Annotated in this window: 24 protein-coding genes; 7 read left to right on the top strand and 17 right to left on the bottom strand. The window is 63.6% G+C overall.

Translation table 11 applies throughout. The features are described from left to right. Nucleotides 1–26: 26 nt before the first annotated feature. Nucleotides 27–404, top strand: coding sequence for an SCP2 sterol-binding domain-containing protein (locus tag M5B42_RS21155; protein ID WP_248746897.1), 378 nt, complete (start codon nt 27–29; stop codon nt 402–404). Between the two features lie 331 nt (nt 405–735). Here M5B42_RS21155 and M5B42_RS21150 read toward each other — a convergent pair whose 3' ends face one another. The 6 genes from M5B42_RS21150 to exbB all read right to left on the bottom strand — a co-directional run bounded on the left by M5B42_RS21150 (nt 736) and on the right by exbB (nt 7943). Beyond that, nucleotides 736–2136 carry an aminoacyl-tRNA deacylase and HDOD domain-containing protein gene (locus M5B42_RS21150; RefSeq protein ID WP_103499763.1) on the bottom strand — a complete coding sequence of 467 codons (1401 nt, stop codon included), beginning with the start codon at nt 2134–2136 and terminating at the stop codon, nt 736–738. A gap of 78 nt (nt 2137–2214) precedes the next feature. Then, nucleotides 2215–4290: an ATP-dependent DNA helicase RecG gene (recG, locus tag M5B42_RS21145; RefSeq protein WP_103499765.1), complete on the bottom strand. Its 2076-nt coding sequence runs from the start codon at nt 4288–4290 to the stop codon at nt 2215–2217. 5 nt (nt 4291–4295) lie between these two features. Continuing rightward, nucleotides 4296–5216 (bottom strand): hydrogen peroxide-inducible genes activator, encoded by a 921-nt coding sequence (locus tag M5B42_RS21140; protein WP_103499764.1) that lies wholly within the window; start codon nt 5214–5216, stop codon nt 4296–4298. A 562-nt stretch (nt 5217–5778) separates the two neighbouring features. Further along, on the bottom strand, nt 5779–6528 hold the full coding sequence (locus tag M5B42_RS21135; protein WP_177100781.1) for an energy transducer TonB: 750 nt from the start codon (nt 6526–6528) through the stop codon (nt 5779–5781). Next, nucleotides 6525–6950 carry a TonB system transport protein ExbD gene (gene exbD, locus M5B42_RS21130; RefSeq protein ID WP_100942193.1) on the bottom strand — a complete coding sequence of 142 codons (426 nt, stop codon included), beginning with the start codon at nt 6948–6950 and terminating at the stop codon, nt 6525–6527. Before exbD ends, M5B42_RS21135 begins: the two co-directional genes overlap by 4 nt. Before the next feature lie 6 nt (nt 6951–6956). Then, nucleotides 6957–7943 (bottom strand): tonB-system energizer ExbB, encoded by a 987-nt coding sequence (gene exbB / locus M5B42_RS21125; RefSeq protein WP_248746896.1) that lies wholly within the window; start codon nt 7941–7943, stop codon nt 6957–6959. A 192-nt stretch (nt 7944–8135) separates the two neighbouring features. Here exbB and M5B42_RS21120 point away from each other — a divergent pair, with 192 nt between their 5' ends. Further along, on the top strand, nt 8136–8993 hold the full coding sequence (locus M5B42_RS21120) for an SDR family oxidoreductase (protein ID WP_248746895.1): 858 nt from the start codon (nt 8136–8138) through the stop codon (nt 8991–8993). Nucleotides 8994–8995: 2 nt separating this feature from the next. On the opposite strand, the gene M5B42_RS21115 is transcribed toward M5B42_RS21120, so the two are convergent. The 6 genes from M5B42_RS21115 to M5B42_RS21090 all read right to left on the bottom strand — a co-directional run bounded on the left by M5B42_RS21115 (nt 8996) and on the right by M5B42_RS21090 (nt 14328). Next, nucleotides 8996–9730: a hypothetical protein gene (locus tag M5B42_RS21115; RefSeq protein ID WP_103499219.1), complete on the bottom strand. Its 735-nt coding sequence runs from the start codon at nt 9728–9730 to the stop codon at nt 8996–8998. Nucleotides 9731–9816: 86 nt separating this feature from the next. Beyond that, entirely contained in the window at nt 9817–10197 is a 381-nt protein-coding gene (locus M5B42_RS21110) for a RidA family protein (protein ID WP_040071713.1), read from the bottom strand. Nucleotides 10198–10234: 37 nt separating this feature from the next. Continuing rightward, the gene (gene spoT, locus M5B42_RS21105; protein WP_103499220.1) at nt 10235–12340 is read right to left on the bottom strand and encodes a bifunctional GTP diphosphokinase/guanosine-3',5'-bis pyrophosphate 3'-pyrophosphohydrolase; all 2106 of its coding nucleotides are present in this window, start codon (nt 12338–12340) and stop codon (nt 10235–10237) included. 60 nt (nt 12341–12400) lie between these two features. After that, the gene (rpoZ, locus tag M5B42_RS21100) at nt 12401–12664 is read right to left on the bottom strand and encodes a DNA-directed RNA polymerase subunit omega (RefSeq protein WP_103499221.1); all 264 of its coding nucleotides are present in this window, start codon (nt 12662–12664) and stop codon (nt 12401–12403) included. 167 nt (nt 12665–12831) lie between these two features. Beyond that, complete coding sequence (gene gmk, locus M5B42_RS21095; RefSeq protein ID WP_248746894.1) at nt 12832–13452, bottom strand: guanylate kinase; 621 nt, start codon at nt 13450–13452, stop codon at nt 12832–12834. A 12-nt stretch (nt 13453–13464) separates the two neighbouring features. Further along, nucleotides 13465–14328 (bottom strand): YicC/YloC family endoribonuclease, encoded by an 864-nt coding sequence (locus tag M5B42_RS21090; RefSeq protein WP_103499223.1) that lies wholly within the window; start codon nt 14326–14328, stop codon nt 13465–13467. Nucleotides 14329–14646: 318 nt separating this feature from the next. Here M5B42_RS21090 and rph point away from each other — a divergent pair, with 318 nt between their 5' ends. Then, the gene (gene rph / locus M5B42_RS21085; protein WP_103497884.1) at nt 14647–15369 is read left to right on the top strand and encodes a ribonuclease PH; all 723 of its coding nucleotides are present in this window, start codon (nt 14647–14649) and stop codon (nt 15367–15369) included. 34 nt (nt 15370–15403) lie between these two features. After that, nucleotides 15404–15772 carry a DUF4870 domain-containing protein gene (locus M5B42_RS21080; RefSeq protein ID WP_177143046.1) on the top strand — a complete coding sequence of 123 codons (369 nt, stop codon included), beginning with the start codon at nt 15404–15406 and terminating at the stop codon, nt 15770–15772. Between the two features lie 222 nt (nt 15773–15994). Here M5B42_RS21080 and M5B42_RS21075 read toward each other — a convergent pair whose 3' ends face one another. Beyond that, the gene (locus tag M5B42_RS21075; protein ID WP_003176915.1) at nt 15995–16774 is read right to left on the bottom strand and encodes an exodeoxyribonuclease III; all 780 of its coding nucleotides are present in this window, start codon (nt 16772–16774) and stop codon (nt 15995–15997) included. An 83-nt stretch (nt 16775–16857) separates the two neighbouring features. Between M5B42_RS21075 and pyrE the strand changes: the two genes are divergently transcribed. Then, nucleotides 16858–17499 carry an orotate phosphoribosyltransferase gene (gene pyrE / locus M5B42_RS21070; protein WP_152736668.1) on the top strand — a complete coding sequence of 214 codons (642 nt, stop codon included), beginning with the start codon at nt 16858–16860 and terminating at the stop codon, nt 17497–17499. A gap of 36 nt (nt 17500–17535) precedes the next feature. Beyond that, a complete protein-coding gene (locus M5B42_RS21065; RefSeq protein ID WP_248746970.1) occupies nt 17536–18093 on the top strand; it encodes a DUF4124 domain-containing protein in 558 nt (185 codons plus the stop codon). A gap of 135 nt (nt 18094–18228) precedes the next feature. Here M5B42_RS21065 and argB read toward each other — a convergent pair whose 3' ends face one another. The 4 genes from argB to coaBC form a co-directional block, all read right to left on the bottom strand. Further along, complete coding sequence (argB, locus tag M5B42_RS21060) at nt 18229–19134, bottom strand: acetylglutamate kinase (protein WP_103497890.1); 906 nt, start codon at nt 19132–19134, stop codon at nt 18229–18231. A gap of 64 nt (nt 19135–19198) precedes the next feature. Beyond that, nucleotides 19199–20596, bottom strand: coding sequence for a phosphomannomutase/phosphoglucomutase (locus M5B42_RS21055; protein WP_248746969.1), 1398 nt, complete (start codon nt 20594–20596; stop codon nt 19199–19201). A gap of 1267 nt (nt 20597–21863) precedes the next feature. Next, entirely contained in the window at nt 21864–22319 is a 456-nt protein-coding gene (gene dut, locus M5B42_RS21050) for a dUTP diphosphatase (RefSeq protein WP_100942178.1), read from the bottom strand. 5 nt (nt 22320–22324) lie between these two features. Beyond that, on the bottom strand, nt 22325–23533 hold the full coding sequence (gene coaBC, locus M5B42_RS21045; RefSeq protein ID WP_100942177.1) for a bifunctional phosphopantothenoylcysteine decarboxylase/phosphopantothenate--cysteine ligase CoaBC: 1209 nt from the start codon (nt 23531–23533) through the stop codon (nt 22325–22327). A gap of 134 nt (nt 23534–23667) precedes the next feature. On the opposite strand from coaBC, the gene radC reads away from it, so the two are divergent. Beyond that, nucleotides 23668–24342 (top strand): DNA repair protein RadC, encoded by a 675-nt coding sequence (gene radC / locus M5B42_RS21040; RefSeq protein ID WP_100942176.1) that lies wholly within the window; start codon nt 23668–23670, stop codon nt 24340–24342. Nucleotides 24343–24361: the final 19 nt, after the last annotated feature.

The following is a 24361-nucleotide window of genomic DNA, read 5'->3' as shown; positions in this document are numbered from 1 at the left end:
TAATCTTTTCTGCCGAGGCTGTGTGCATGAAATTTCGTTTTCTTCTCTGGGCACTGGGTCTGTTGATGGCCCGGGCCAGCCGTAAAAAACCCGCCTTCCAGCAGCAACTGGCCGACAAGGCCCTGGTGTTCCAGCTGCAGACGCTCGACGGCAAGGTTGCCCGTCACTTTATCGTCAAGGATCAGCGCATCAGCAGCCGCTCCGGGACTTATCCGGAGCCTGCGTTTGCGATTGCCTTCAAGGATGCCGCCTATGGCTTCGCCACGCTGCAGGCGAAGAACAAGCAACTGGCGTTCATGACGGGGATTCAGGACAAGTCGATCCAGATCAAGGGCAATCCGGCACTGGTCATGTGGTTCCAGGGCTTGATGAAGTACCTCAAGCCGCGGAAGAAGAAGGCCTGAGTCGGCTCTGATTTTCACCACATGGCTGGAAATCGGCGCCGAATTGTAGGGGTAGGGCTTGTCGGGACGCTGCACCGCCGCGAAGCTTTTGGCGGTCTCAAGGGCCTCTTCGCTGGCAAGCCAGGCTCCTACAGTTCCGTGTCGTTCGCACAATTTGTGATCGACGCCGGACTGTAGGAGCAGGGCTTGCCCGCGAAGCTTTTGGCGGTCTCAAGGGCCTCTTCGCTGGCAAGTCAGGCTCCTACAGTTCCGTGTCGTTCGCACAATTTGTGATCGACGCTGAACCTGTAGGAGCAAGCTTGCTCGCGATAGCGGTGTTCCAGACGCCGCTTCAGCCCTGGCTGAACTGCGAAGCCAGTTCGCGCAACAGCACTTCGGCTTCCAGCACCTTGTTCACCACATCGTCGGCCTTGTCGCGGGACAGCCCCAGGCGTTCCAGCAAGGCATCCGGAATCTCTTCATCCGGGCCCGAGCCGATATTGCGACTGCGCAGCAGACGTACCGCCAGGCACACCAGGTTCGGATAAGCGGCATAGTCGCCGTCGTAGCTCGGGTCGTGCTGGAAGCGCAGCGCGGTGGACAGCTCCTCCGGCATATCCCAGTAACGCATCAGCCAGGCACCGATCTGCTCGCGGCTGATACCCAGCAAATGCTGCTCGATATAGCTGTGGCACAGGTGCGGATTGACCTCCAGGTGCCGGCAGATCAGCGAGAAATGCGGCGGGAAGACGTGGGCCAGCAGCAGGTAGCCGAAGTTGTGCAGCAAGCCGGCCAGGTAGGTCAGGCCCGCTTCCGGGCGCTGGGCGCGGGGCATGGCGCGGGTCAGGCCTTCGATCACCGCGGCGGTGTAGATCGATTGCTGCCAGTAAGGCGTGCTGTGTTGCGGGTGGTCCTTGGGCAGGCTCAGGGTCTTGCCCAGGGCCAGGCCCAGCGCCAGGTTGATCACCAGGTCGAAACCGAGCACGCGGACAATCGCATCTTCCACCGAGCGGATCTTGCCTGGCGAGGCGTAGTAGGGCGAGGCCGCCCAACTCACGACCTGGGCCGCCAGCGACGGGTCTGTTTCGACCACGCCGGTGATGTCGTCGATGGTCGCGTCGGGGTCGACCCGCAGCTTGATGATCTTTTGTGCGGTTTCCGCCAGGGGCGGAATCTCGATGGTCGCTTCCAGGCGCTGCTGGATCCGCCGCGCGGTGAAGGCTTGCACGGCCTGGGTGATTTCCTCGCGGTCATCATGAGGGCGGTCGAGGTTGGGGCGGATACTGGATACGGCTTCGCCGAAACTGGCGGCGCTGGCCTTGCTCAGCATGCCCTTGAAGTCGTCGCTGGAAATTTCCAGCAGCAGGCCGGCTTCACCGGAGTCGATCAGCAGGCTCGGTACACGCAGCAGTTGCTCTTCGTACAGGCACGGCGAACTGGTCAGTCCGGGCAAGCCCGGCAGCAGGTGCAGGCTGTGTTTGCCGAGCATGCGTTCCATGCGTTCGGTGGGCACCGCCGTCAGGCGCCGGCCGGTCAATTCGGTCAGGCGGTTGAGGTCGAGCAGTTGGTCCTGGGGAAACAGGACCATCAGTGCACCGACTGCATCGTCGAGCAGCACGGCCTGGACTTTGCGCGCGGCCGGCAGACCAGGGTGGTCCAGGACTTCGCTATAGCGGATGGCGAGCTTGTCGAGCAGCAGCCGGACCACAGACGGGGTGTGCGGGGTTGCATCGATGAGGGCAACTTCTGTCATGGTCTGTATCCGGGTTCCTACAATTTTCCCAGTATAACCAGCTTGGCCGTCCTAATGGTCCATAAACTGTGAGGTCTATCACACTTGGCCGTATTGCTGGCCATGGCGCAGCCAGCGGTCGAGCAGCGGGCTGACATGCTGCGGCCAGCGTGCCATCAGGGCTTGTGCGGCATCGCGGACCGCCGGCAACAGATCGGCGTCGCGCATCAGGTCGGCGACCTTGAATTGCAGGAGCCCGGTCTGGCGGGTACCGAGCATTTCCCCGGGGCCGCGCAGCTCCAGATCCTTCTCGGCGATGATGAAGCCGTCGTTGGTCTCGCGCATGATGCCCAGGCGTTGGCGACCGATCTGTGACAGTGGCGGATGGTAGAGCAGCACGCAGTGGCTGGCGGCGCTGCCCCGGCCGACCCGGCCACGCAGCTGGTGCAGTTGCGCCAGGCCCAGGCGCTCGGGGTTCTCGATGATCATCAGGCTGGCATTGGGCACGTCGACGCCGACTTCGATCACCGTGGTTGCCACCAGCAGTTGCAGGGCGCCGGCCTTGAATTCAGCCATCACCGCCGCCTTTTCCGCCGGTTTCATACGTCCGTGGATCAAGCCGACGCGCAGTTCGCCGAGGGCTGCGGTGAGCTCTTCGAAGGTGGTCTCTGCGGCCTGGCAGGTGAGTTCCTCGGATTCCTCGATCAGTGTGCAGACCCAATAAGCCTGGCGGCCTTCGGCACAGGCGGCACGCACCCGTTCCACCACTTCGAAGCGCCGGCTGTCGGTCACCAGCACGGTGTTCACCGGCGTGCGGCCTGGCGGCAGTTCGTCGAGGATCGAGGTGTCGAGGTCGGCATAGGCGCTCATGGCCAAGGTCCGCGGGATCGGCGTGGCGGTCATGATCAACTGGTGCGGGCACATCCGTCCGCCGACGCCTTTCTGGCGCAGGGCCAGGCGTTGCTGGACGCCGAAGCGGTGCTGTTCGTCGATGATCACCAGGGCCAGGTTCTTGAACTGCACTTCGTCCTGGAACAGCGCGTGGGTGCCGACCACCATCGGCGTGCCGCCGGCGATCTGCTCCAGGGCGGCGACCCGGGCCTTGCCCTTGAGCTTGCCAGCCAGCCAGGCGGTTTCGATGCCCAGCGGTGCCAGCCAGCGCTGGAAGTTGATGAAGTGTTGTTCGGCCAGGATCTCGGTCGGTGCCATCAATGCCACCTGGTAGCCGGCTTCCAGGGCCTGCAAGGCAGCGAGGGCGGCGACCACGGTCTTGCCGGCGCCGACGTCGCCCTGGATCAGCCGCAGCATCGGCTCCGGCTGGCTGAGGTCATAGGCCACTTCGTTGCCGACCCGTTGCTGGGCGCCGGTCGGTGGGAAGCCGAGGTTGGCGAGGAACTGCCCGGGCAGCCGTTGCGCTTTCGGCAGGGCCGGTGCGCGCAGGGCCTTCAGGCTTTCGCGCAGGCGTTGCTGGGACAACTGATGCGTCAGCAGTTCCTCGAAGGCCAGGCGGTGCTGGGCCCAGTGATGACCGAGGGCGAGTTCGTCGACATCGGCATCGGCGGGTGGTTGGTGCAGATAGCGGATGGCTTCGTCCAGCGGTGCCAACTGGTAGTCGCGGGCCAGTTCCTGGGGCAGCCAGTCCGGCAGGCTGCGCGGGCCGAGCATCGCCAGGCTTTGCTGGCAGAGTTGGCGCAGGCGTTGCTGGGTCAGGCCCTCGGTCAGCGGGTAGATCGGCGTCAGGGTGGTGTCCACCGGCGGCGGTTCGTCGCCGCTGATGGCGCGGTATTCCGGGTGGTAGATTTCCAGGCCGGAGGCGCCGGGGCGGGCTTCGCCGTAGCAGCGGACATGGGTGCCGCGCTTGAGGCCGTCCTTTTGCGCTGTGCTGAAATGGTAGAAGCGCAGGCTCAGGCTACCGGTGCCGTCGTTGAGGCGCACCAACAGGCTGCGGCGCTTGCCCATGACCACATCGGCGCCGCTGACCACGCCCTCGATCACCGCGTCCTGGCCCGGACGCAGGGCGCCGATGGGCACCACGCGGGTGCGGTCCTGGTAGCGCAGGGGCAAGTGGAAGAGCACGTCCTGGAGATTCTCCAGGCCGACCTTGGCCAGCTTTTCGGCCATGGCCTCGCCGACACCCTTGAGTGCCGTGACCGACACTTGCGACAGTTCAGCCACGTCGATCAGCTCGCTGCGGGAGGCTTGGCCACCGAGCACAGGCGGATCGAGTCGGCGAGGATTTCAATCGCCTTGGGCCGCGGGAAGCTGGCGCGCCAGGCGATGGCCACGGTGCGGAACGGCACCGGCGGCGTCAGCGGACGTACTTCGATCACGCCGGGAGCGTAGTGATGGCTGTCCACGGCCGACAGCGGCAGGACCGAAATGCCCAGGCCGGAAGCGACCATATGGCGGATGGTTTCCAGCGAGCTGGACTCGACCGTGGTGTGCCGGGCCGCGTCGCCGCCCTTGGCCAGGGTCGGGCAGGCTTCGAGGACCTGGTCGCGGAAGCAGTGGCCTTCGCCCAGCAGCAACAGGCTCTTGTCGTTGAGCAGGGCGCTGTCGATGGTTTCCTTCTTGGTCCAGGGGTGCGAGGCCGGCATCAGGACGTAGAACGGTTCGTCGTAGAGCGGCAGGGTCAGCACGTCGGCTTCATTGAACGGCAGGGCGATGATCACCGCGTCCAGTTCGCCGTTGCGCAGCTTGTCGCGCAGCACGTGGGTGAAGTTTTCTTCGATATACAACGGCATCTGCGGGGCGACCCGGTGCAGTTGCGGGATCAGGTGAGGGAACAGGTAGGGACCGACGGTGTAGATCGCGCCGACTTTCAGCGGTGCGGTCAGCTGGTTCTTCCCGGCCTGGGCCAGTTCGCGGATGCCCTGGGCCTGTTCGAGGACCTTCTGCGCCTGGGCAACGATGGTTTCGCCGACGGGGGTCAGGCGCACGGCGCTCTTGCTGCGCTCGAAAATCAGCACACCGAGTTCGTCCTCGAGCTTTTTCACGCCGACCGACAGGGTCGGCTGGCTGACATGACAACGCTCGGCCGCGTGGCCGAAGTGTTGTTCCTGGGCGAGAGTGACGATATAGCGTAGTTCTGTAAGAGTCATAGCGAGCGTCCATGAGGTTGCCGGGCCAAGCATAACGGCTGCAATCGATAGACGCACGTTATCAGACGCAGGAAGAACGACGATTGTCGTTCAGGGCGGTTTTAGTGGGTTTTTGTTCGGGCGGTAGGACGTGAACTTGTGTGAGGGCGTAGCGGAGATTTTGTGGGAGCGAAGCTTTTGGCGACCTTGAGGGCCTCTTCGCTGGCAAGCCAGGCTCCTACAGTTCTGGGTCGTTCGCACAATTTGTGATCGACGCCGGACTTGTAGGAGCAGGGCTTGCCCGCGAAGCTTTTGGCGGCCTTGAGGGCCTCATCGCTGGCAAGCCCGGCTCCTACAGTTCTGGGTCGTTCGCACAATTTGTGATCGACGCCGGACTTGTAGGAGCAGGGCTTGCCCGCGAAGCTTTTGGCGACCTTGAGGGCCTCTTCGCTGGCAAGCCCGGCTCCTACAGTTCTGGGTCGTTCGCACAATTTGTGATCGACGCCGGACTGTAGGAGCAGGGCTTGCCCGCGAAGCTTTTGGCGGCCTCAGGGGCCTCTTCGCTGGCAAGCTCCTGCGGTGTCTAGCGGTTGCGCTTGTCGATGGAGTAGACGAACGGCGCGACGATCTCGATGCTGCCGTTGGTCAGCATATCGGCCGGCGGCTTGGGCAGCGGTTGGGCGCGACGGATCATTTCCAGGGTGGCCCGGTCCAGATCGGCGTTGCCGGAACGACCCACCAGTTCATACGAGAGCACCTTGCCTTCGGCATCCACGACGAAGCGCAGGCGGTTCAGACCTTCCTTGCCCCGTGACTGTGCAGCCGGCGGGTACTTCTTGTACTTGCTCAGGTGAGCCAGCAAGGTGCCTTCCCAACTGGCTTTCGCCGCGATCTGCTGGGGCGAAGGGCCCGGCGCCGGTGCCGCGGATTTCTCCGCTGGCGTGTTGGTCGGCGGCGTATCGGAAGGTTTCTCTTCCGTCGGCTTTTCCTTCACCGGCTCCGGCTTCGCCTGGGGCTTGGGCGGCTGCGGCTTGGGTTTCGGCTTGACCGGCTTGGGCACCGAGATCGTCGGCTTCGGCGCTTCGGCCAGCTTGGGCAACGGCAGCTCCTCCACCGGCGCGGGGGGCTGTGGTGGCGTGATGACCTTGGGCGGTGCCGGTGGCGGTGGAGCCGGGGGCAGTGGCGCCAGTTCGACCATCATCGCCTGGGGCGGCAGCTCGATGGGCTTGGACACCGACCAGTTGAGGGTGGCGATGATCGCCGCCGCATGAATGCCCAGCACCAGGCCCAGGCTGGCGCCATAACGCGTCAGCTTTTGGCGCGTATTGATCATTTCTTGGCTGCCGTCTCGAGTCCGACCAGGCCGACCTTCAGGTAACCGGCGGCGCGCAGGGCATCCATCACGCGCATCAGGTCGCCATAGTCCACGCCTTTATCGGCCTGGAAGAAAATGGTCGTGTCCTTCTTGCCGTGGGTCCGGGCGTCGAGGGTCGGGCCCAGGGCCTCGGCCTTGACTTCGTCTTCACCGAGGAACAGGCGCTGGTCGGACTTGACGCTGAGGAACACCGGCTTTTCCGGTCGCGGTGCCGGTTTGGCGGTGGACGCGGGCAGGTCGACCTTGATATCCACGGTGGCCAGGGGGGCGGCCACCATAAAGATGATCAGCAGTACCAGCATCACGTCGATAAACGGCGTGACGTTGATTTCGTGGTTTTCGGCGAGATCGTCGCCGCCTTCGTTCAAATGCAGGCCCATGGCAGATTACCCCACTTTCACCATATGCGGCGCTTGCGTGGAACGCTCGTGCGGCTGGTGGTCGAGGTCACGGCTGACCAGCAGCAGGACCTGGGCGGAGGCGTCGGAGACCTGGGCCTTGTAGCCGGCGATGGAGCGGGCGAAGACGTTGTAGATCACCACGGCCGGGATCGCTGCGACCAGGCCGAAGGCAGTGGCCAGCAGGGCTTCGGCGATACCCGGCGCGACCACGGCAAGGTTGGTGGTCTGGGTTTTCGCGATGCCGATAAAGCTGTTCATGATGCCCCACACAGTGCCGAACAGGCCGACGAAGGGCGCGGTGGAACCGATGGTGGCGAGCACGCCGGTGCCGCTGCTCATGGTGCGACCGCAGGCGGCGACCAGGCGTTCGAGGCGGAAGCTCACGCGCTCCTTGATGCCTTCTCTTTCGCGGCTGTTGACCGACAGGTGCATTTCTTCCAGGGCGTCGTGGACCAGCAGGTGGGCGAGGCTGCCCTCCTGGTTGGCGGTCTCGCTGGCCTCCTTGAGGGTGCGGGCCTTTTTCAGGGCGAGCATCTCACGGCGCAGGCGACGCTTGGCGCCCATCAGCTCGAAGCCTTTGGCGACCCAGATGGTCCAGGTGATGATCGAGGCGATGGCCAGGCCGATCATCACGATCTTGACGATGATATCGGCGTTCTTGTACATGCCCCAGGGTGACAGGTCGTGGGCCATGCCCAGGCTGTTGTCTTCGGCAGGCAGCGCGTCGACATCGCCGGCGGGTGCGGCATTCTCGGTCTGGACTGGAACGGTGGCGGTCGGTGCGACGACAGGCGCGGCATGATCGGCCGGGGCCGGAGCGACCGTCGCCGCAGGGGCATGGGGCGGGGCTTCGTCGGCGAAGGTCAGGGTCGGCGCCAGCAACAGGCTGAGCAGCAAAGCCGCCGTCGAGCGCCAGGCGCGCGAGGGGCTATGGGGCTGGGGTGACGAAGCGGGGCGTTTATTGCGTGTCATGCTGGCCGGACCTGAGAGAAGATATGAAGAGGGTCTTGTCCTTCCAGGCCTCGTGGGGCCGAGAACATTTGGACGTGCATTATTGCAATTAATTCTTGTTAACAAAAGTAATAGCTTCTCTTTTTTTCTTCCATTGCTAACCGCTGGTCAATTTTCAGCACTCGTTTGTGGCTTTTTTCCTGGAGATCCGTGATGTCTGCTCCTTCTGTTCTGATTGCCGGTTGCGGCGATGTCGGTAGTCGCCTGGCGACGCAGTTGCTCGCCCAGGGTTGGCACGTCCATGGCCTGCGCCGCTCGATCGCGCGTTTGCCGGAGGGTGTCGTCGGGGTGGCGGGCGACCTGTTCGCCGAGCAGCGGCCTGACCGCTGGCCGAGTGGCCCGCTGGATTACCTGGTGTATTGCGCCGCGGCGACCGATCACGACGAGGCGGGTTATCAAGCAGCCTACGTCGATGGGTTGCGGCATGTATTGAGCTGGCTCAGGCAATCGGGCCAGCAGCCACGGCGCCTGCTGTTCGTCTCCAGCAGCAGCGTGTATGTGCAGCAGACCGGTGAGTGGGTCGACGAGACTGCGCCGACCGAAGCCGAAGGTTATTCCGGGCGCTTGATGCTGGAGGCCGAGCAAGTGGCGCTGGACAGCGGCATTCCGGCGACACGGGTGCGCCTGACCGGTATCTACGGTCCGGGTCGCGAGTGGTTGTTGACCCAGGTCCGGCGCGGTTATCGGGTGGCGGTGGAGCCGCCTTTATATGGCAATCGGATTCATGCCGACGACGCGGCCGGACTGTTGGCGTTTCTGCTGGAGGCTGATCGGGCCGGGAAGGTGTTGGAGGATTGTTATATCGGTGTCGATGATGCGCCGGCGCCCTTGGCAGAGGTGGTGGGCTGGTTGCGCGAATACCTGGGGGTGACCGAGTGGGCCGAGGGCGCCAGCGTTCGCCGCACCGGCAGCAAGCGCTGTAGCAATGCCCGGGCGCGGGCCCTGGGTTGGGCACCGCGTTATCCGAGTTTCCGCGAGGGTTATGCGGCGATTCTTGAGGGGCGTTGCTGAGGTTACTTCTCCAGCAACCACTGGCGAGGACCGGGGTTGAGCTGCGGCTGTTCATCGGCCTGGGCCGAGTTCAACGCCTGGAAGATTTCCAGTTGCTTGCCCTTGCGCACGAAGATCCAGGCGGCGCCCTTGCCGCCTTGCTGCAACCAGATGCTGTCGTTCTCGCCGCTCATGGAGGCGCAATCGCCGGCCAGGCACAGCGCGTAGCGATCGGCACCGGGCAAGCCTTCCAGGCGTCCGTCCGGCAGGAATTTCACCTGGCCGCCTTCGCCCGGGCCACTGCTGATCTTCCAGTCGCCACCCATGTAGGCCGCGTACAAGGCCTGCTCGAAGCTGGCGCCCACCGGCGCATTGGCCGGCAGTTCGGTCTGGGCCCGCACGAATGGCTGTTCAGGCTCCGAATCGCTGGCACTCTGGATCAGCTCCTTGCCGTCACGCGCCAGCGCAGTCCCGGCGCTGCCATAGAAGTCGACATGCCACTGCTTGCCGTCCGCGCGCACATGGCCCTCGGGGCGCTCGAAACCGTTGCTGTAGCGGGCCTGGCCGTTACGGGTGTCGATGCTCCATTCCAGGTTCGGCCCGTAGGTCTCCAGGGCTTCGCGCAAGCTGCCCTTTTTAACGGCGGCATCGATGGCGGCCTGGTTGATCCAGGTGCCGCTGATGTCGTATTTGGCAGGGTCGCTGGCGCAACCGCCGAGCAGGAGGGCAAACACCGAGAAGGCAAGCGCTTTGCGCATGGTGGAATCCTTTGCAGACGAAGCTGGCGCAGCGGGAGGGCTGCACCAGGCAGTGCGGGGTTGTTCGAGGGCGGCGTGGCTGGCAGTTACTCGAGGACCAGGATCGCGTCCATCTCGACCTGCGAGCCGCGTGGCAGGGCGGCAACGCCGATGGCGGCGCGGGCCGGGTAAGGCTGCTGGAAGTACTTGCCCATGATCTCGTTGACCTTGGCGAAGTGGCTCAGGTCGGTGAGGAAGATGTTCAGCTTGACGATGTCCTTGAACGAACCGCCAGCCGCTTCGGCCACGGCCTTCAGGTTTTCGAAGACCTGTACGGTCTGGGCTTCGAAGCCTTCCACCAGTTCCATGGTTTTCGGGTCCAGGGGAATCTGGCCGGACATGTAGACGGTGTTGCCAGCCTTGATCGCCTGGGAGTAGGTGCCAATGGCGGCTGGGGCTTTGTCGCTGCTGATAACGGTCTTGCTCATGAACGGGTTCCTTGTAATGGGCGGCTACGTTGGGGAGCTATGCGCGCATGCGGGTGATGCGGATCACCCCGGTCAGGGCGCGCAGTTTCTTGATCACGCGGGCCAGGTGCACGCGGTCGTGCACGCTGACCACCAGTTGGACCACGCTGATGCGACCATCGCGTTCGTCCATGCTGATTTTCTCGATATTGCCGTCGGCGGCATTGACGCTGCTGGCCAGCAGGGCGATCAGGCCGCGCTGGTGTTCCAGCTCGACGCGCAGCTCGACGTTGAATTCGCCGGTGACATCCTTGGCCCAGGAGAGCTGGATGCATTTTTCCGGATTGTGGCGGATTTCGCTGATATTGCGGCAGTTGTCCAGGTGCACCACCATGCCTTTGCCGGCGGACAGGTGGCCGACAATCGGGTCGCCCGGGATCGGCGTGCAGCACTTGGCGTAGCTGAGTACCAGGCCTTCGGTGCCACGGATCGCCAGCGGCCCTTCGGGGCTGGGCAATTGTTCGCCTTCGCCGAGCAGGCGACGGGCGACCACATAGGCCATGCGGTTGCCCAGGCCGATGTCTTCCAGCAGGTCTTCGATCAGTTCCAGGCGGTATTCGTGGAGCATGGCCTGCACGCGCTCGCCGGAAATCTTGTCCAGGGCGCTGTCGAAACCGTTGAGCACCTTGTTCAGCAGGCGTTCGCCGAGGCTGATGGATTCGGAGCGGCGTTGCAGCTTCAGGGCATGGCGGATATGGGTGCGGGCCTTGCCGGTGACGACAAAGTTGAGCCAGGCCGGGTTCGGGCGCGCGCCGGGGGCGCTGACGATCTCCACCGTGGAGCCGCTTTGCAGCGGTTCGGACAGCGGTGCGAGACGGCGATTGATCCGACAGGCAATGCAGCTGTTGCCGACATCGGTGTGCACCGCGTAGGCAAAGTCCACCGCCGTGGAGCCTTTTGGCAGCTCCATGATCCGGCCCTTGGGCGTGAACACGTAGACCTCGTCCGGGAACAGGTCGATCTTCACGCTTTCGATGAATTCCAGGGAGTTGCCGGCCCGTTGCTGCATTTCCAGCACGCCCTTGACCCACTGGCGGGCCCGGGCATGGGTGCCCTTGGGCTGCTCGTCGCCGCTGGACTTGTACAGCCAGTGGGCGGCGATGCCGTTGTTGGCCATCTCTTCCATCTCGCGGGTGCGAATCTGGATCTCGATCGGGACGCCGTGCATGCCGAACAGGGTGGTATGCAGCGACTGGTAGCCGTTGGCCTTGGGAATCGCGATGTAGTCCTTGAAGCGGCCGGGCAGGGGTTTGTACAAATTATGCACGGCGCCGAGGACCCGATAGCAGGTGTCGACCTTGTCGACGATGATCCGGAACGCATAGACGTCCATGATCTCGTTGAAGGCCCGGCGCTTGCCGCGCATTTTGGTGTAGATACCGTACAGGTGCTTCTGCCGTCCGCTGACCTCGCCCTGGATACCGTCGACGGCCAGGCAGTGGCTCAGGGACTCTTCGATCTTGTTGACGATTTCCTTGCGGTTGCCCCGGGCGCGCTTGACCGCCTGGTAGATCCGCGCGGAACGCATCGGGTGCATGGCCTTGAAGCCGAGGTCTTCGAATTCGATGCGGATCGCATGCATGCCCAGGCGGTTGGCGATGGGGGCATAGATCTCGAGGGTTTCCTTGGCGATGCGCCGGCGTTTTTCGCCGGACAGCACTTCAAGGGTGCGCATGTTGTGCAGGCGGTCGGCGAGCTTGACCAGGATCACGCGAATATCGCGGGCCATGGCCATGGCCATCTTCTGGAAGTTTTCCGCCTGGGCTTCGGCCTTGGTCTCGAAATTCATCTGGGTCAGTTTGCTGACCCCGTCGACCAGTTCGGCCACGGTTTCACCGAACTGCGCTTGCAGCGCTTCCTTGGCGATCCCGGTGTCTTCGATCACGTCATGGAGCATGGCCGCCATCAGGCTCTGATGGTCCATGTGCATGTCGGCAAGAATATTGGCCACCGCCAGCGGATGCGTGACGTAGGCTTCGCCGCTGCGACGGCGTTGACCGTCATGGGCTTGTTCGGCGTAGAAGTACGCCCGGCGGACCAGGTTGACCTGGTCGGCGCCGAGGTAGGTCGATAAGCGATCGGCGAGGGCGTCTATGCTCGGCATGAGGTTTCCCCCGGCCGAAGCCTTGTACCCTGCGCCGTGCTACGTCGACCAGGCATAGGCTTAGACGGCCTCGTTGGACTCGTCCTCGAAGGCGGCGAAGACCGGGTCTTCATGGACGATATCCTGTTCAGCGATGAACGCGTCCGTCACGTAGCCTTCGGCGATTTCCCGCAGGGCCATTACGGTTGGTTTGTCATTTTCCCACGCCAGCTTCGGCTCTTTGCCGCCGGTCGCCAGTTGACGAGCACGCTTGGTGGAGAGCATGACCAGCTCAAAACGGTTAGCCACATGTTCTAGGCAGTCTTCAACGGTTACGCGGGCCATGGTGTTCCTCGTAGCAAATGCGGTAATCACGCTACCCGGATGGGCGAGCGGACTGAACAGTTTAAAAAATCACCAGCGTTTAGGGAAGCGCTGATTTTCCCGGTCGCTTCACCAACGCGCTACGAGTACCAATGTAAAGCCCTCGCGGCGCTTTTGGGAAGTGTTGCTTATGCCAGTAATTCACTCAAGAGCTGAGTGAAATGTTGCTGTTGGGGCAGCTGTTGCAAGCGATTGGCGCGGAAAATCGCCTTCAGATCGTCCAGTGCGTGGGCAAAATCGTCGTTGATGATCAGGAAATCATATTCGATGTAGTGGCTCATTTCGCTGACCGCTTCGCGCATCCGCCCTTCGATGATCGCGTCGCTGTCCTGGCCACGGTTGGTCAGGCGCTGGCGCAGGGCCTGCTGGCTCGGCGGCAGGATAAAGATCGAGCGGGCCGCGGGCATTTGCCGACGTACTTGTTCGGCGCCCTGCCAGTCGATCTCCAGGATCAGGTCGTGGCCTTCGTCCAGGGTCTGTTGCAGGTGGCTCTGGGAGGTGCCGTAGAGGTTGCCGAAAACTTCCGCCTGCTCGAGGAAATCACCGTGCTCGACCATCCGCACGAACTCGGCGCGGTCGACGAAGTGGTAGTTCACGCCGTTGGCTTCGCCCGGGCGCATGGCGCGGGTGGTGTGCGAGACCGAGACGCGGATCTGCGGTTCGGCATCGATCAGGGCCTTGACCAGGCTGGTCTTGCCTGCGCCCGACGGTGCGGAAATGATGTAGAGGGTGCCAGTGCTGTGGGTCATGTCGGGTTAGCCTTACTCGATGTTCTGTACTTGTTCGCGCATTTGCTCGATCAACACCTTGAGGTTGACCGCCGCCTGGGTGCTGCGCGGGTCGAAGGCCTTGGAGCCGAGGGTGTTGGCTTCGCGGTTGAGTTCCTGCATCAGGAAGTCCAGGCGTCGGCCGGCCGCGCCGCCGGACTTGAGCACCCGGCGGACTTCGATGATATGGGTGGCGAGGCGGTCGAGTTCTTCGGCCACGTCGCTTTTCTGCGCCAGCAGGACCATTTCCTGCTCCAGGCGGGTCGGATCCAGCTCGGCTTTCATGTCGGCGAAGCGGTCGAGGACTTTCTGGCGCTGGGTGGCGAGCATCTGCGGAACCTGTTCGCGCAGGGTCGCGACATCGCCTTCGATGGCGTCCAGGCGCTCGACGATCAAGCGGGCCAGCTCCGCGCCTTCGCGCTGGCGGCCGTTCTTGAGTTCTTCAAGGCCTTGGGTGAACAGGGCCAGGGCTTCGTTGTTCAGGGCCTGCGGGTCGCTGGCGTCGGCCACCAGCACGCCGGGCCAGGCAAGCACTTCCAGCGGGTTCAGCGCGGCGGGCTGCTTGATCAGGCCGGCGACGGTTTCGGCGGCGGCGATCAGTTGGGTGGCGCGCTCGCGGTCGATCTGCAGGGCCTTGCCGGTGGTTTCCTCGGTAAAGCGCAGGGTGCATTCCAGCTTGCCCCGGGACAGGCCCTGGCGCAGGGCTTCGCGAACCGCGCCTTCGAGGTCGCGGAAGGATTCCGGCAAACGCAGGTGGGGTTCCAGGTAGCGGCTGTTGACCGAGCGCAGCTCCCAGCTCAGGGTGCCCTGGCTGACGGCGCTTTCGACGCGGGCGAAGGCGGTCATGCTGTGGACCATGGAAGTACCTCGCGATTCAGGTTCGCCGCCGTTTGGGCGGGCAATACCGATGAATGAATTAAAGCCGACGGGCAGCAAGGCGCAGGATTGTAGCGCAGTGCGGGCGCTGCCCCCAAACCCCCCGTAGGAACGAGCTTGCTCGCGATGGTAGTCCAGGCACCGCGGGGTATCAGGTTTCCCGCGTTATCGTTGACGTCCATCGCGAGCAAGCTCGCTCCTACAGGGTCGGCGGGTGGCATCAGGTATTTAGAGGTGCCCAGCGCAGTCCCTGGCCTCTATAATGCCCAGTAGATTTCCGTCCTCGTACAGGTATTCCCAATGAAACGTCCAAGTGGTCGCGCTGCCGATCAGCTTCGCTCGATCCGCATCACCCGCAACTACACCAAACACGCCGAGGGGTCTGTACTGGTCGAGTTTGGTGATACCAAAGTGATTTGCACGGTCAGCGTCGAGAACGGTGTGCCGCGTTTCCTCAAGGGCCAGGGCCAGGGTTGGCTGACCGCCGAGTACGGCATGCTGCCGCGCGCCACCGGCGAGCGTAACCAGCGTGAGGCCAGCCGCGGCAAGCAAGGCGGCCGGACCCTGGAGATCCAGCGCCTGATCGGCCGTTCGCTGCGCGCCGCGCTGGATATGTCCAAGCTGGGCGATGTGACCCTGTATGTCGACTGCGATGTGATCCAGGCCGACGGCGGCACCCGCACCGCGTCCATCACCGGTGCCATGGTCGCGCTGGTCGACGCTTTGGCAGTGATCAAGAAGCGTGGCGGCCTGAAGGGCGGTAGCCCGCTCAAGCAGATGATCGCCGCGGTATCGGTGGGCATGTACCAGGGCGAGCCGGTGCTCGACCTGGACTACCTGGAAGACTCGGCCGCCGAGACCGACCTGAACGTGGTCATGACCAGCACCGGTGGTTTCATCGAAGTCCAGGGCACAGCCGAAGGCGCGCCGTTCCAGCCGGAAGACCTGAACGCGATGCTGGCATTGGCACAGAAAGGCATGAACGAAATCTTCGAATTGCAGAACGCCACCTTGGCCGACTGAGGATTCGAACCGTTACCAGCATAAGGAGAGCGCCATGAGTGACGAGCAACTACCCGTACCGACACCGAGCCAGGAAGTCAGGCAATGGGCGATGTTCTGTCATTTGTCGGCGTTTCTCGGTTATTGGTTTCCGTTCGGCAGCCTGATCGGGCCGCTGATCCTGTGGCAGATGAAGCGCGAGCAGGATCCGTTTATCGACGCCCAGGGCAAGGAAGCGCTGAACTTCCAGATCACCGTGGCGATTGCGGCGATGGTCTGCATCCCGCTGATGTTCGTGCTGATCGGCATTCCGCTGTTCGGTTTGCTGGTGATCGCGGCGGTGGTGTTGACCATCATTGCCGGGGTCAAGGCCAATGAAGGCGTGGCTTACCGTTATCCTTTCACCTGGCGGCCGGTCAAGTAGGTCCTGGTGCTGTTCCTGCGAGGTTTGCGGCGTTTTTGAGGGCCTGTTCGCGGGCAAGCCCTGCTCCTACAGTATTGTGTCGTACACAGATTTTGTGCTCGACGGCGAACTGTAGGAGCAGGGCTTGCCCGCGAAGACGGCTGCACAGGCACCGCCATATCCAGCGGCGACACGCAAAAAAGCCGACGTGATGTCGGCTTTTTTGTCACTGCGAAAAGACCCTTAGATGGTCAGCGTCCAGTCGTAGTCGACGATCAGCGGCGCGTGCTGCGAGAAACGCGGCTGGCGCGGCAGGCGTGCGCTACGGACAAAACGGCGCAGGCCCGGGGTCAGCAACTGATAGTCGAAACGCCAGCCGAGGTTGAGCATTTCGGCCTGTTCGTTATCCGGCCACCAGCTGTACTGGTCGCCTTCGCGGCTGACTTCGCGCAGGGCATCGACATAGCCCATGTTGCCGACAATCTCGTCCATCCAGGCCCGTTCCGGCGCCAGGAAGCCCGGGGATTGCTGGCTGTCGCGCCAGTTCTTGATATCCAGCTTCTGTTGCGCGACGTACAGCGAGCCACAGTAGATATATTCGCGACGTTTGCGCCGCTGCTTATCCAGATAGCGGGCGAAGTCGTCCATAAGCTTGAACTTCTGGTTCAAGTCTTCATCGCCGTTCTGCCCCGAGGGAAGCAGCAAGGTCGCGATGCTGACCTTGTCGAAATCGGCTTGCAGGTAGCGCCCGTAGCGGTCTGCCGTCTCGAAACCGAGACCGCTGATGACAGCCTTCGGTTGCAACCGCGAATACAGAGCCACGCCACCCTGGGCGGGGACTTCGGCATCGCAGGCATAAAGGAAGTAGCCATCCAGTTGGAAGGCTGGGTCGTCCAGTTCAAAGGCGGAGGCGCGGGTGTCCTGCAGGCAGATGACGTCGGCATTCTGAGCTTGCAGCCAACTGAGCAAACCACGCTCGACTGCGGCCTGAATACCATTGACGTTCACACTGATGATCCGCATAAATGGCCCCAAAAATCACGTGCGTGTATGATACCCCAAGGTCTACCTAATTAGCTAAATCCGTGGTATTTGGGGCTTTTTTCATGCAGGCGTATCAACGCGACTTCATTCGTTTTGCCATCGATCGCGGGGTTTTGCGCTTCGGTGAGTTCACCCTGAAGTCGGGACGTACCAGTCCTTACTTCTTCAATGCCGGTCTGTTCAACAGCGGTTCGGCCCTGGCCCAGCTGGGGCGTTTCTATGCGTCGGCGATCGTCGAGAGCGGCATTGCGTTCGACGTGCTGTTCGGCCCGGCCTACAAGGGTATCCCCTTGGCGGCGGCCACCGCCGTGGCCCTGGCCGAGCATCACGGGCGTGATCTGCCCTGGTGTTTCAACCGCAAGGAAGCCAAGGCCCACGGTGAGGGCGGCAGCCTGGTCGGCGCGCCGCTGGCCGGCGATGTGCTGATCATCGACGACGTGATCACCGCCGGCACCGCGATCCGCGAGGTGATGCAGATCATCCAGGCCCAGGGCGCCAAGCCTGCCGGCGTGCTGATCGCACTCAACCGCCAGGAACGCGGCAATGGCGAGCTGTCGGCGATCCAGGAAGTCGAGCGTGACTTCGCGATCCCGGTGGTCAGCATCGTGTCCCTGACCCAGGTCCTGCAGTTCCTGGCCGACGATGAGCAGCTCAAGCAGCATTTGCCTGCGGTTGAGGCTTATCGCGCGCAATACGGAATCTGACCTCCCTTGCGCCGTGGGTATCGGTGGTTGCCCCTGATGCTCTGTGTGTCCTTTGCCGTTCAGGCCGAGGACGCATCCGGCGTGCTGTTGTATCGCTATGTCGACGGCAAGGGCGTCACGGTGCTCGACCGCCAGGTGCCGCCGGAGTACGCGGGCAAGGGTTATCAGGTGCTGAACTCGCGTGGTCGGGTGGTGCAGACGATTGCGCCGGCGCCGACGGCCGAGGAGCTGGCGCGCTTGCAGGCGCAGAAAGCCCAGGCTGATGCCAATGCGCAGCTGTTGCAGCGTTATTCCAGCGTCGGCGAGGTCGACAAGGCCCAGGCTCGGAAACTCGCTGAGCTGGACGCGATGATTGCGAGTATCCAGACCAACCTCAACGCCTTGTTGGCGCAGCAGGCCAGTTTGCAAGGCCAGGCGGCGGAGCAGGAGCGGGCGGGGCACGAGGTGCCGCCGCAATTGCTCGGGCAACTCGCGGGGCTGCGGGATGAGCAGGGGCGGATGAGGGCCGATATTGCCCGCTACCAGGCGGCACGGGTCCAGGCGCAGCAGGACTTCGCGGTGGATCGGGCGCGGGTGGAGCAGCTGACGCGCTGAGGTGTGGTCGGCACGAGCCTGTAAATACTGCCTTGACCCTCGCTCGTAGCGACGGCCGACGCGATCCTTGTAGGAGCCTGGCAAGCCAGGCTCCTACAAGGGGTATTGCGTTTTCGAGTCCGTGCTTCGGCTTGATCAGTGACGCTTGCGATTGCTGATCAGGGTGCCCATGCCGGTATCGGTAAAGATCTCCAGCAGCACCGCGTTCGGCACGCGACCGTCGATGATCAGCGAGCTGCCAACCCCGCCCTGTACCGCTTCCAGTGCGCAACGGATCTTCGGCAGCATGCCGCCATAGATGGTGCCGTCGGCGATCAGTCCATCCACCTGGGTGGTGCTCAGGCCGGTCAGGACCTTGCCTTCCTTGTCCATCAGGCCGGCAATGTTGGTCAGCAGCATCAGCTTCTCGGCCTTCAGGGCCTCGGCGATCTTGCCCGCCACCAGGTCGGCGTTGATGTTGTAGGACTCGCCATTGGCACCCACGCCGATCGGTGCGATCACCGGGATGAAATCACCCTTGACCAGCAGGTTCAGCAGATCGGTGTTGATCCCGACCACTTCGCCGACCTGGCCGATGTCGATGATTTCCGGCTGGGTCATTTCCGGGGTCTGGCGGGTCACGGTGAGCTTTTTCGCGCGGATCAGCTCGGCGTCCTTGCCGGTCAGGCCGATGGCGCTGCCGCCGTGACGGTTGATCAGGTTGACGATGCTCTTGTTTACCTGGCCGCCGAGAACCATTTCCACCACGTCCATGGTCTGGGCGTCGGTCACGCGCATGCCGTCGATAAAGTGGCTCTCGATGGACAGGCGCTTGAGCAGGTCACCGATCTGCGGGCCACCCCCGTGGACCACCACCGGGTTGATCCCCACCGCTTTCATCAACACGATGTCGCGGGCAAAACCGGTTTTCAGCTCTTCGCTTTCCATGGCGTTGCCGCCGTACTTGATCACCAGCGTCTTGCCGACGTATCGGCGGATGTAAGGCAACGCTTCGGAAAGAACCTTGGCGGTATTGGCAGCGGCATCGCGTTCGAGGGTCATTCAGGGCTCCGGTGGAACAAGTGGTCGGACGGTGCAAAGACTACGCTTTTACACCGTCCAGAGGTCAGAACGGTAGTGGGAGATCAGGCGCAACACGTTTCAATTGGGCGTGGAACACGTCCTTGATGCGCTGCAATTCGGCTTCGCTGTCGGCTTCGAAGCGCAGGACCAGCACCGGGGTGGTGTTGGAGGCGCGGACCAGGCCCCAGCCCTGGGGATAGTCGACCCGCACACCGTCGATGGTGGTCAGGTTGGCATCGCCCCAGTCGGCGTCGCGTTGCAGTGCATCAATGATGCTGAATTTGCTCTCGTCGGTCACATTGATATTGATTTCCGGCGTGGAAATATCGTTCGGGAAGGTCGCGAACAGCTCCTCGGCGCTGGATTTCTCCTGGCTGAGGATCTCCAGCAGGCGCGCGGCGCTGTAGATACCGTCGTCAAAACCGAACCAGCGTTCCTTGAAGAAGATATGGCCGCTCATTTCGCCGGCGAGCAGGGCGCCGCTTTCCTTCATTTTTTTCTTGATCAGCGAGTGACCGGTTTTCCACATCACCGGGCGACCACCGTATTCGCGGATCAGGGGCGTCAGGCGGCGGGTGCACTTGACGTCGAAGATGATGTCCGCGCCAGGGTTGCGCGCCACCACGTCCTTGGCGAACAGCATCAGCAGGCGGTCGGGGAAGACGATGCTGCCGGTGTTGGTCACCACGCCGACACGGTCGCCGTCGCCGTCGAAGGCCAGGCCCAGGTCGGCATGGCTTTCCTTGACCTTGGCGATCAGGTCCACCAGGTTCTCGGGCTTGCCCGGGTCCGGGTGGTGGTTGGGGAAGTGGCCGTCCACCTCTTCGAACAACGAGATCACTTCACAGCCCAGGGCTTCGATCAGCCTGGGGGCGATGACCCCGGCGGCGCCGTTGCCGCAGTCGACCACCACCTTGAGTTTCCGCGCCAGCACGATGTCGTTGCGGATCTGCTCGAAGTACGGGGTGAGGATGTCGACTTTCTCGACGCTGCCCTTGCCGCTGCTCAGGTCGTTGTTCTTGAGGCGGGTGTGCAGGGCCTGGATCTGCTCATTGGCCAGGGTGTCGCCAGCGATGACGATCTTGAAACCGTTGTAGTTCGACGGGTTGTGGCTACCGGTGAGCATCACCCCGGACTTGCCGGCCAGCACGTTGGCGGCGTAGTACAACGCCGGGGTCGGCACCAGGCCGACATCGCTGACGTGGCAGCCGCTGTCGTGCAGGCCCTGGATCAACTGCTGGACCAGCTCCGGCCCGGACAGGCGACCGTCACGGCCGACCGACACGTTGGGCTCGCCCTGGGCCAGGCTCTGGGCGCCGATGGCGCGGCCGATCCAGTAGGCGGTTTCGCCGTTCAGGGTCTCCGGGACCGTGCCACGGATGTCGTAGGCGCGGAAGATGCTGTCAGGGAAGCTCGGGATGGCAGGTGCGGTGCTGTTCATGGTGTGGGGGGGCTCCGTTCCCAGGAAATCCTGGTGTTCGTCGAGAATATCGATATCGAGAATGTCGGTGTCTTGGAACAGCGGATCGGCCCAGACGGTACTTGGCGTCGTGGACTGGATCGGCGCGGGGGCGCTGCGGATCGCGGTGCCTGGATCACTGCCGACAGGCTCGGGATGACCATTGCGCAAGGAAAAGCGCGCCAGTTCCTGGGCCAGCCCATTGAGGGCCGGCAGGCTCAAGCTGAAGGCTTTGACGGCTTTGCCGCCGGAGAGTTCGCGAAACAGTTGCTCCAGCTGTCGGGCATCGCCGTCGAGACGGTTCCGCAGGCGTTTGTACGGCAGGTAGGTGCCCAGCAGGGCGCCGCCGAGGGCGAGCAGGGCGGCGAGGGCTGTCAGGGCGTAGGCGCTCAGGGGATAGGACAGTTTGAGCGAGGGGCCTGGGCTGAATTTCAGCGTCCAGTTGGGGTTGCCGGTACCAAAGGCAACGATTTCGTCGGTTGCCGCCGTTCCGCGCTGGTCCAGCACCTGTTCCGGGCTGCCGAGGACGCTTTGCGTCAGGCGCAGTTCGCCGGTCTCCGGGTGGAATGTGCTGAGGGATTGGAGCAGGCGTTGCAGGTCGAAGACCAGCAGCAGGGTGCCGCTGCTTTGGGTGGCGGCGGGTGCCTTGAGTGAGGCCACGCTGTAGACCAGCCAGCGCTGGCCGATCTTGTAGGCTTCCGGTGCGGGTCGGGTGCCGCGCTCGGCGCGGGTGATCAGGTCCAGCGCCGAGAAATTCAGCGGCGCGGCGCGGTCATTGCTCGGTTGGGCCTGGCCGGGCAGGTAGAGTTGCGCGTCCACCAGGCCGCTGGCGAAGCGCAAGCCGGCTTCCGCGGCCTTGACCTGGTCGGCGTTCTGGCTTTGCAGGGCCTTGAGCAGCGAAGGATCAAGGGCCGTCGCCTCGGTCTGGGCGATCAGGTCGCTGCTGGCCTGGCTCAGGCCTGCGGCCGCGACGGCACCCGGGGTCTGCACCAGGCTGCCGCGCAGCGCCTGGTTCCAGGGCGCGACTACGCCAAACCACAGGAGCGCGGCGGCCAGGGCCAACCCGCCCAAGGCAATCTGCAATCCCGGTAACAGGGGCCTGGTGGCGTCGCCTGGAGGCGCATGGCCGTTGCTTTCATGACCGCCGGCGGTCTTTGCACTGCGCTTGAAGCCTTTCAAATACTGCCTCCGAGAGGGTCATCCTGAAATTCAACGCGCACCGTTCGGACCGGGCCTGGACCAGCTTAGGTCAATGGCTGCCCGAATGCCCGAAGCCGCCGGCACCGCGTTGGCTTTCGTCAAAGGTTTCAACCAGTTCGAAGTGCGCCTGGACCACCGGCACCAGCACCAGTTGGGCAATCCGCTCGCCGACGACGATGTTGAAGGCGGTCTGGCCGCGGTTCCAGCAGGACACCATCAGTTCGCCCTGGTAGTCGGAGTCGATCAGGCCCACCAGGTTGCCCAGCACGATGCCGTGTTTGTGGCCCAGGCCGGAGCGCGGCAGGATCAGGGCCGCAAGGCCCGGATCGCCGATGTACACCGACAGGCCGGTGGGGATCAGCAAGGTCTGGCCCGGTTCCAGTACGGTGTCCTGCTGGAGCATGGCGCGCAGGTCGAGACCGGCGGAGCCGGGCGTGGCGTACTGCGGCAGCGGGAATTCGCCGCCGATGCGTGGGTCGAGGATCTTGGCTTGCAAAGCGTGCATGAAAATTAAACCTGGTTCAGTCGTTCGGCGATAAAGGAAACCAGCTGGCGGGCAATCTTGCCCTTGCTGGTCTGGGCAAACAGCGTCGCGTGGAGCTCGCGGTCGATCACGCTGCAGGCGTTTTCCTCGCTGTTGAAGCCAATGCTGGGGTTGGCCACGTCATTGGCGACGATCAGGTCGAGGTTCTTGTCCTTGAGCTTGCGCGCGGCGTAGTCGAGCAGATGTTCGGTTTCGGCGGCGAAACCGACACTGAACGGGCGGTCGGCGCGGCTGGCGATGGTGGCCAGGATGTCCGGGTTACGCACCATCTGCAGCAGCAGGCCGTCGCCGTTCGTAGGGTCTTTCTTGAGTTTTTGCGGGGCAACGACTTCCGGGCGGTAGTCCGCGACCGCTGCCGAGGCGATAAACAGGTCGCAAGGCATGGCCGCTTCGCAGGCGGCGAGCATGTCGCGGGCGCTGACCACGTCGATGCGGGTCACCCGGTCCGGGGTCGGCAGGTGCACGGGGCCGGTGATCAGGGTCACCCGGGCACCGGCTTCCACCGCGGCTTCGGCCAGGGCGAAGCCCATTTTCCCGGAGCTGTGGTTGGTGATGTAGCGCACCGGATCGATGTTTTCCTGGGTCGGGCCGGCGGTGATCAGCACGTGTTTGCCGGTCATGGCCAGGTGCTGGAAGCAATCGGCGGCGCATTGCGCCAGGTCCGTGGCTTCGAGCATGCGCCCCAGGCCGACGTCGCCGCAGGCCTGGCTGCCGGAGGCCGGGCCGAAGACTTTCAGGCCGCGGCTTTGCAGCAATTGGGTGTTGGCCTGGGTGGCCGGGTCGCGCCACATGGCCTGGTTCATCGCCGGGGCGATGGCCACGGTGGCGTCGGTGGCGAGCACCAGGGTGGTCAGCAGGTCGTTGGCGATACCCTGGGCCAGGCGCGCGATCAGGTCGGCGGTGGCCGGGGCGATCAGCACCAGGTCGGCCCATTTCGCCAGCTCGATATGGCCCATGGCGGCTTCGGCGGCCGGGTCGAGCAGGTCCAGGTGCACCGGATGCCCGGACAGCGCCTGCATGGTCAGGGGGGTGATGAACTCGCTGCCGCCACGGGTCATGACCACGCGCACTTCGGCGCCCTGGTCGAGGAGTCGGCGAACCAGCTCGGCGCTCTTGTAGGCAGCAATGCCGCCGCCGACGCCGAGAACGATGCGTTTCCGATACAGCCGCTGCATAGACCTGCCTTTTAGTCCGGTGATGGCGACCCCCTGACGACGCCTCCCCAGGCCAGATCAGGGGTAAAAATGATGGGCTAAGATAACACAGCGACCGCCAGGGAACAGCGGCGCCACAAGGACAGGGAGGTGGAATGAGTATTCGTGATTGGCCGGCGGCGGAGCGGCCCCGGGAGAAATTGCTCGAGCAGGGGGCGGCGAGCCTGTCGGACGCCGAGTTGCTGGCGATCTTTCTGCGTACCGGGGTTTCCGGGAAGAGCGCGGTGGACCTGGCCCGGCACCTGTTGAGTCGGTTCGGCAGCCTGCGCAATCTGCTGGAGTCCGACCAGCAGGCGTTTGGTCGCCAGTTGGGCCTGGGGCCGGCCAAGTTCGCGCAATTGCAGGCGGTGCTGGAGATGGCCCGACGGCATCTGGCCGAGCGCCTGCGCCGCGACTCGGTGCTGGAAAGCCCGCGGGCGGTCCGCGATTACCTCAAGGCGATGCTGCGTCATGAGCCCCATGAGGTGTTCGCCTGCCTGTTTCTCGACAGCAAGCACCGGGTGTTGGCGTTCGAGCCGCTGTTTCACGGCTCCATCGACAACACCAGTGTCTATCCTCGGCAGGTGGTCAAGCGGGCGCTGGCGCACAATGCGGCGGCGTTGATCCTGTGTCACAACCACCCTTCGGGGGTTGCCGAGCCCAGCCAGGCTGATCACGTGCTGACCAAGCGACTGAAAACGGCGCTGGAATATGTCGATGTGCGGGTGCTCGATCACTTTATCGTCGGCGAGGGCGAGCCCTTGTCGATGATGGAGCGTGGCTGGATGTAACGGTCCGGGAACGATCCCC

The sequence above is a fragment of the Pseudomonas sp. MWU12-2037 genome, from assembly GCF_023242345.1.
GTDB lineage: Bacteria > Pseudomonadota > Gammaproteobacteria > Pseudomonadales > Pseudomonadaceae > Aquipseudomonas > Aquipseudomonas gingeri_D.
The sequence above is the reverse complement of the archived record's forward strand: the minus strand, read 5'-3'. Positions and strand labels throughout refer to the sequence as shown.

What these genes read in the sequence shown, in the direction of transcription:
- M5B42_RS21090 (WP_103499223.1), bottom strand. Translation starts at nt 14,328, where the DNA reads ATGGTCCACAGCATGACCGCCTTCGCCCGCGTCGAAAGCGCCGTCAGC.
- M5B42_RS21065 (WP_248746970.1), top strand. Translation starts at nt 17,536, where the DNA reads ATGCTCTGTGTGTCCTTTGCCGTTCAGGCCGAGGACGCATCCGGCGTG.
- M5B42_RS21110 (WP_040071713.1), bottom strand. Translation starts at nt 10,197, where the DNA reads ATGAGCAAGACCGTTATCAGCAGCGACAAAGCCCCAGCCGCCATTGGC.
- exbB (WP_248746896.1), bottom strand. Translation starts at nt 7,943, where the DNA reads ATGACACGCAATAAACGCCCCGCTTCGTCACCCCAGCCCCATAGCCCC.
- spoT (WP_103499220.1), bottom strand. Translation starts at nt 12,340, where the DNA reads ATGCCGAGCATAGACGCCCTCGCCGATCGCTTATCGACCTACCTCGGC.
- rph (WP_103497884.1), top strand. Translation starts at nt 14,647, where the DNA reads ATGAAACGTCCAAGTGGTCGCGCTGCCGATCAGCTTCGCTCGATCCGC.
- exbD (WP_100942193.1), bottom strand. Translation starts at nt 6,950, where the DNA reads ATGGGCCTGCATTTGAACGAAGGCGGCGACGATCTCGCCGAAAACCAC.
- M5B42_RS21150 (WP_103499763.1), bottom strand. Translation starts at nt 2,136, where the DNA reads ATGACAGAAGTTGCCCTCATCGATGCAACCCCGCACACCCCGTCTGTG.
- M5B42_RS21140 (WP_103499764.1), bottom strand. Translation starts at nt 5,216, where the DNA reads ATGACTCTTACAGAACTACGCTATATCGTCACTCTCGCCCAGGAACAA.
- gmk (WP_248746894.1), bottom strand. Translation starts at nt 13,452, where the DNA reads ATGACCCACAGCACTGGCACCCTCTACATCATTTCCGCACCGTCGGGC.
- dut (WP_100942178.1), bottom strand. Translation starts at nt 22,319, where the DNA reads ATGCACGCTTTGCAAGCCAAGATCCTCGACCCACGCATCGGCGGCGAA.
- M5B42_RS21055 (WP_248746969.1), bottom strand. Translation starts at nt 20,596, where the DNA reads ATGAACAGCACCGCACCTGCCATCCCGAGCTTCCCTGACAGCATCTTC.
- pyrE (WP_152736668.1), top strand. Translation starts at nt 16,858, where the DNA reads ATGCAGGCGTATCAACGCGACTTCATTCGTTTTGCCATCGATCGCGGG.
- argB (WP_103497890.1), bottom strand. Translation starts at nt 19,134, where the DNA reads ATGACCCTCGAACGCGATGCCGCTGCCAATACCGCCAAGGTTCTTTCC.
- coaBC (WP_100942177.1), bottom strand. Translation starts at nt 23,533, where the DNA reads ATGCAGCGGCTGTATCGGAAACGCATCGTTCTCGGCGTCGGCGGCGGC.
- M5B42_RS21135 (WP_177100781.1), bottom strand. Translation starts at nt 6,528, where the DNA reads ATGATCAATACGCGCCAAAAGCTGACGCGTTATGGCGCCAGCCTGGGC.
- M5B42_RS21155 (WP_248746897.1), top strand. Translation starts at nt 27, where the DNA reads ATGAAATTTCGTTTTCTTCTCTGGGCACTGGGTCTGTTGATGGCCCGG.
- radC (WP_100942176.1), top strand. Translation starts at nt 23,668, where the DNA reads ATGAGTATTCGTGATTGGCCGGCGGCGGAGCGGCCCCGGGAGAAATTG.
- M5B42_RS21080 (WP_177143046.1), top strand. Translation starts at nt 15,404, where the DNA reads ATGAGTGACGAGCAACTACCCGTACCGACACCGAGCCAGGAAGTCAGG.
- rpoZ (WP_103499221.1), bottom strand. Translation starts at nt 12,664, where the DNA reads ATGGCCCGCGTAACCGTTGAAGACTGCCTAGAACATGTGGCTAACCGT.
- M5B42_RS21120 (WP_248746895.1), top strand. Translation starts at nt 8,136, where the DNA reads ATGTCTGCTCCTTCTGTTCTGATTGCCGGTTGCGGCGATGTCGGTAGT.
- M5B42_RS21115 (WP_103499219.1), bottom strand. Translation starts at nt 9,730, where the DNA reads ATGCGCAAAGCGCTTGCCTTCTCGGTGTTTGCCCTCCTGCTCGGCGGT.
- M5B42_RS21075 (WP_003176915.1), bottom strand. Translation starts at nt 16,774, where the DNA reads ATGCGGATCATCAGTGTGAACGTCAATGGTATTCAGGCCGCAGTCGAG.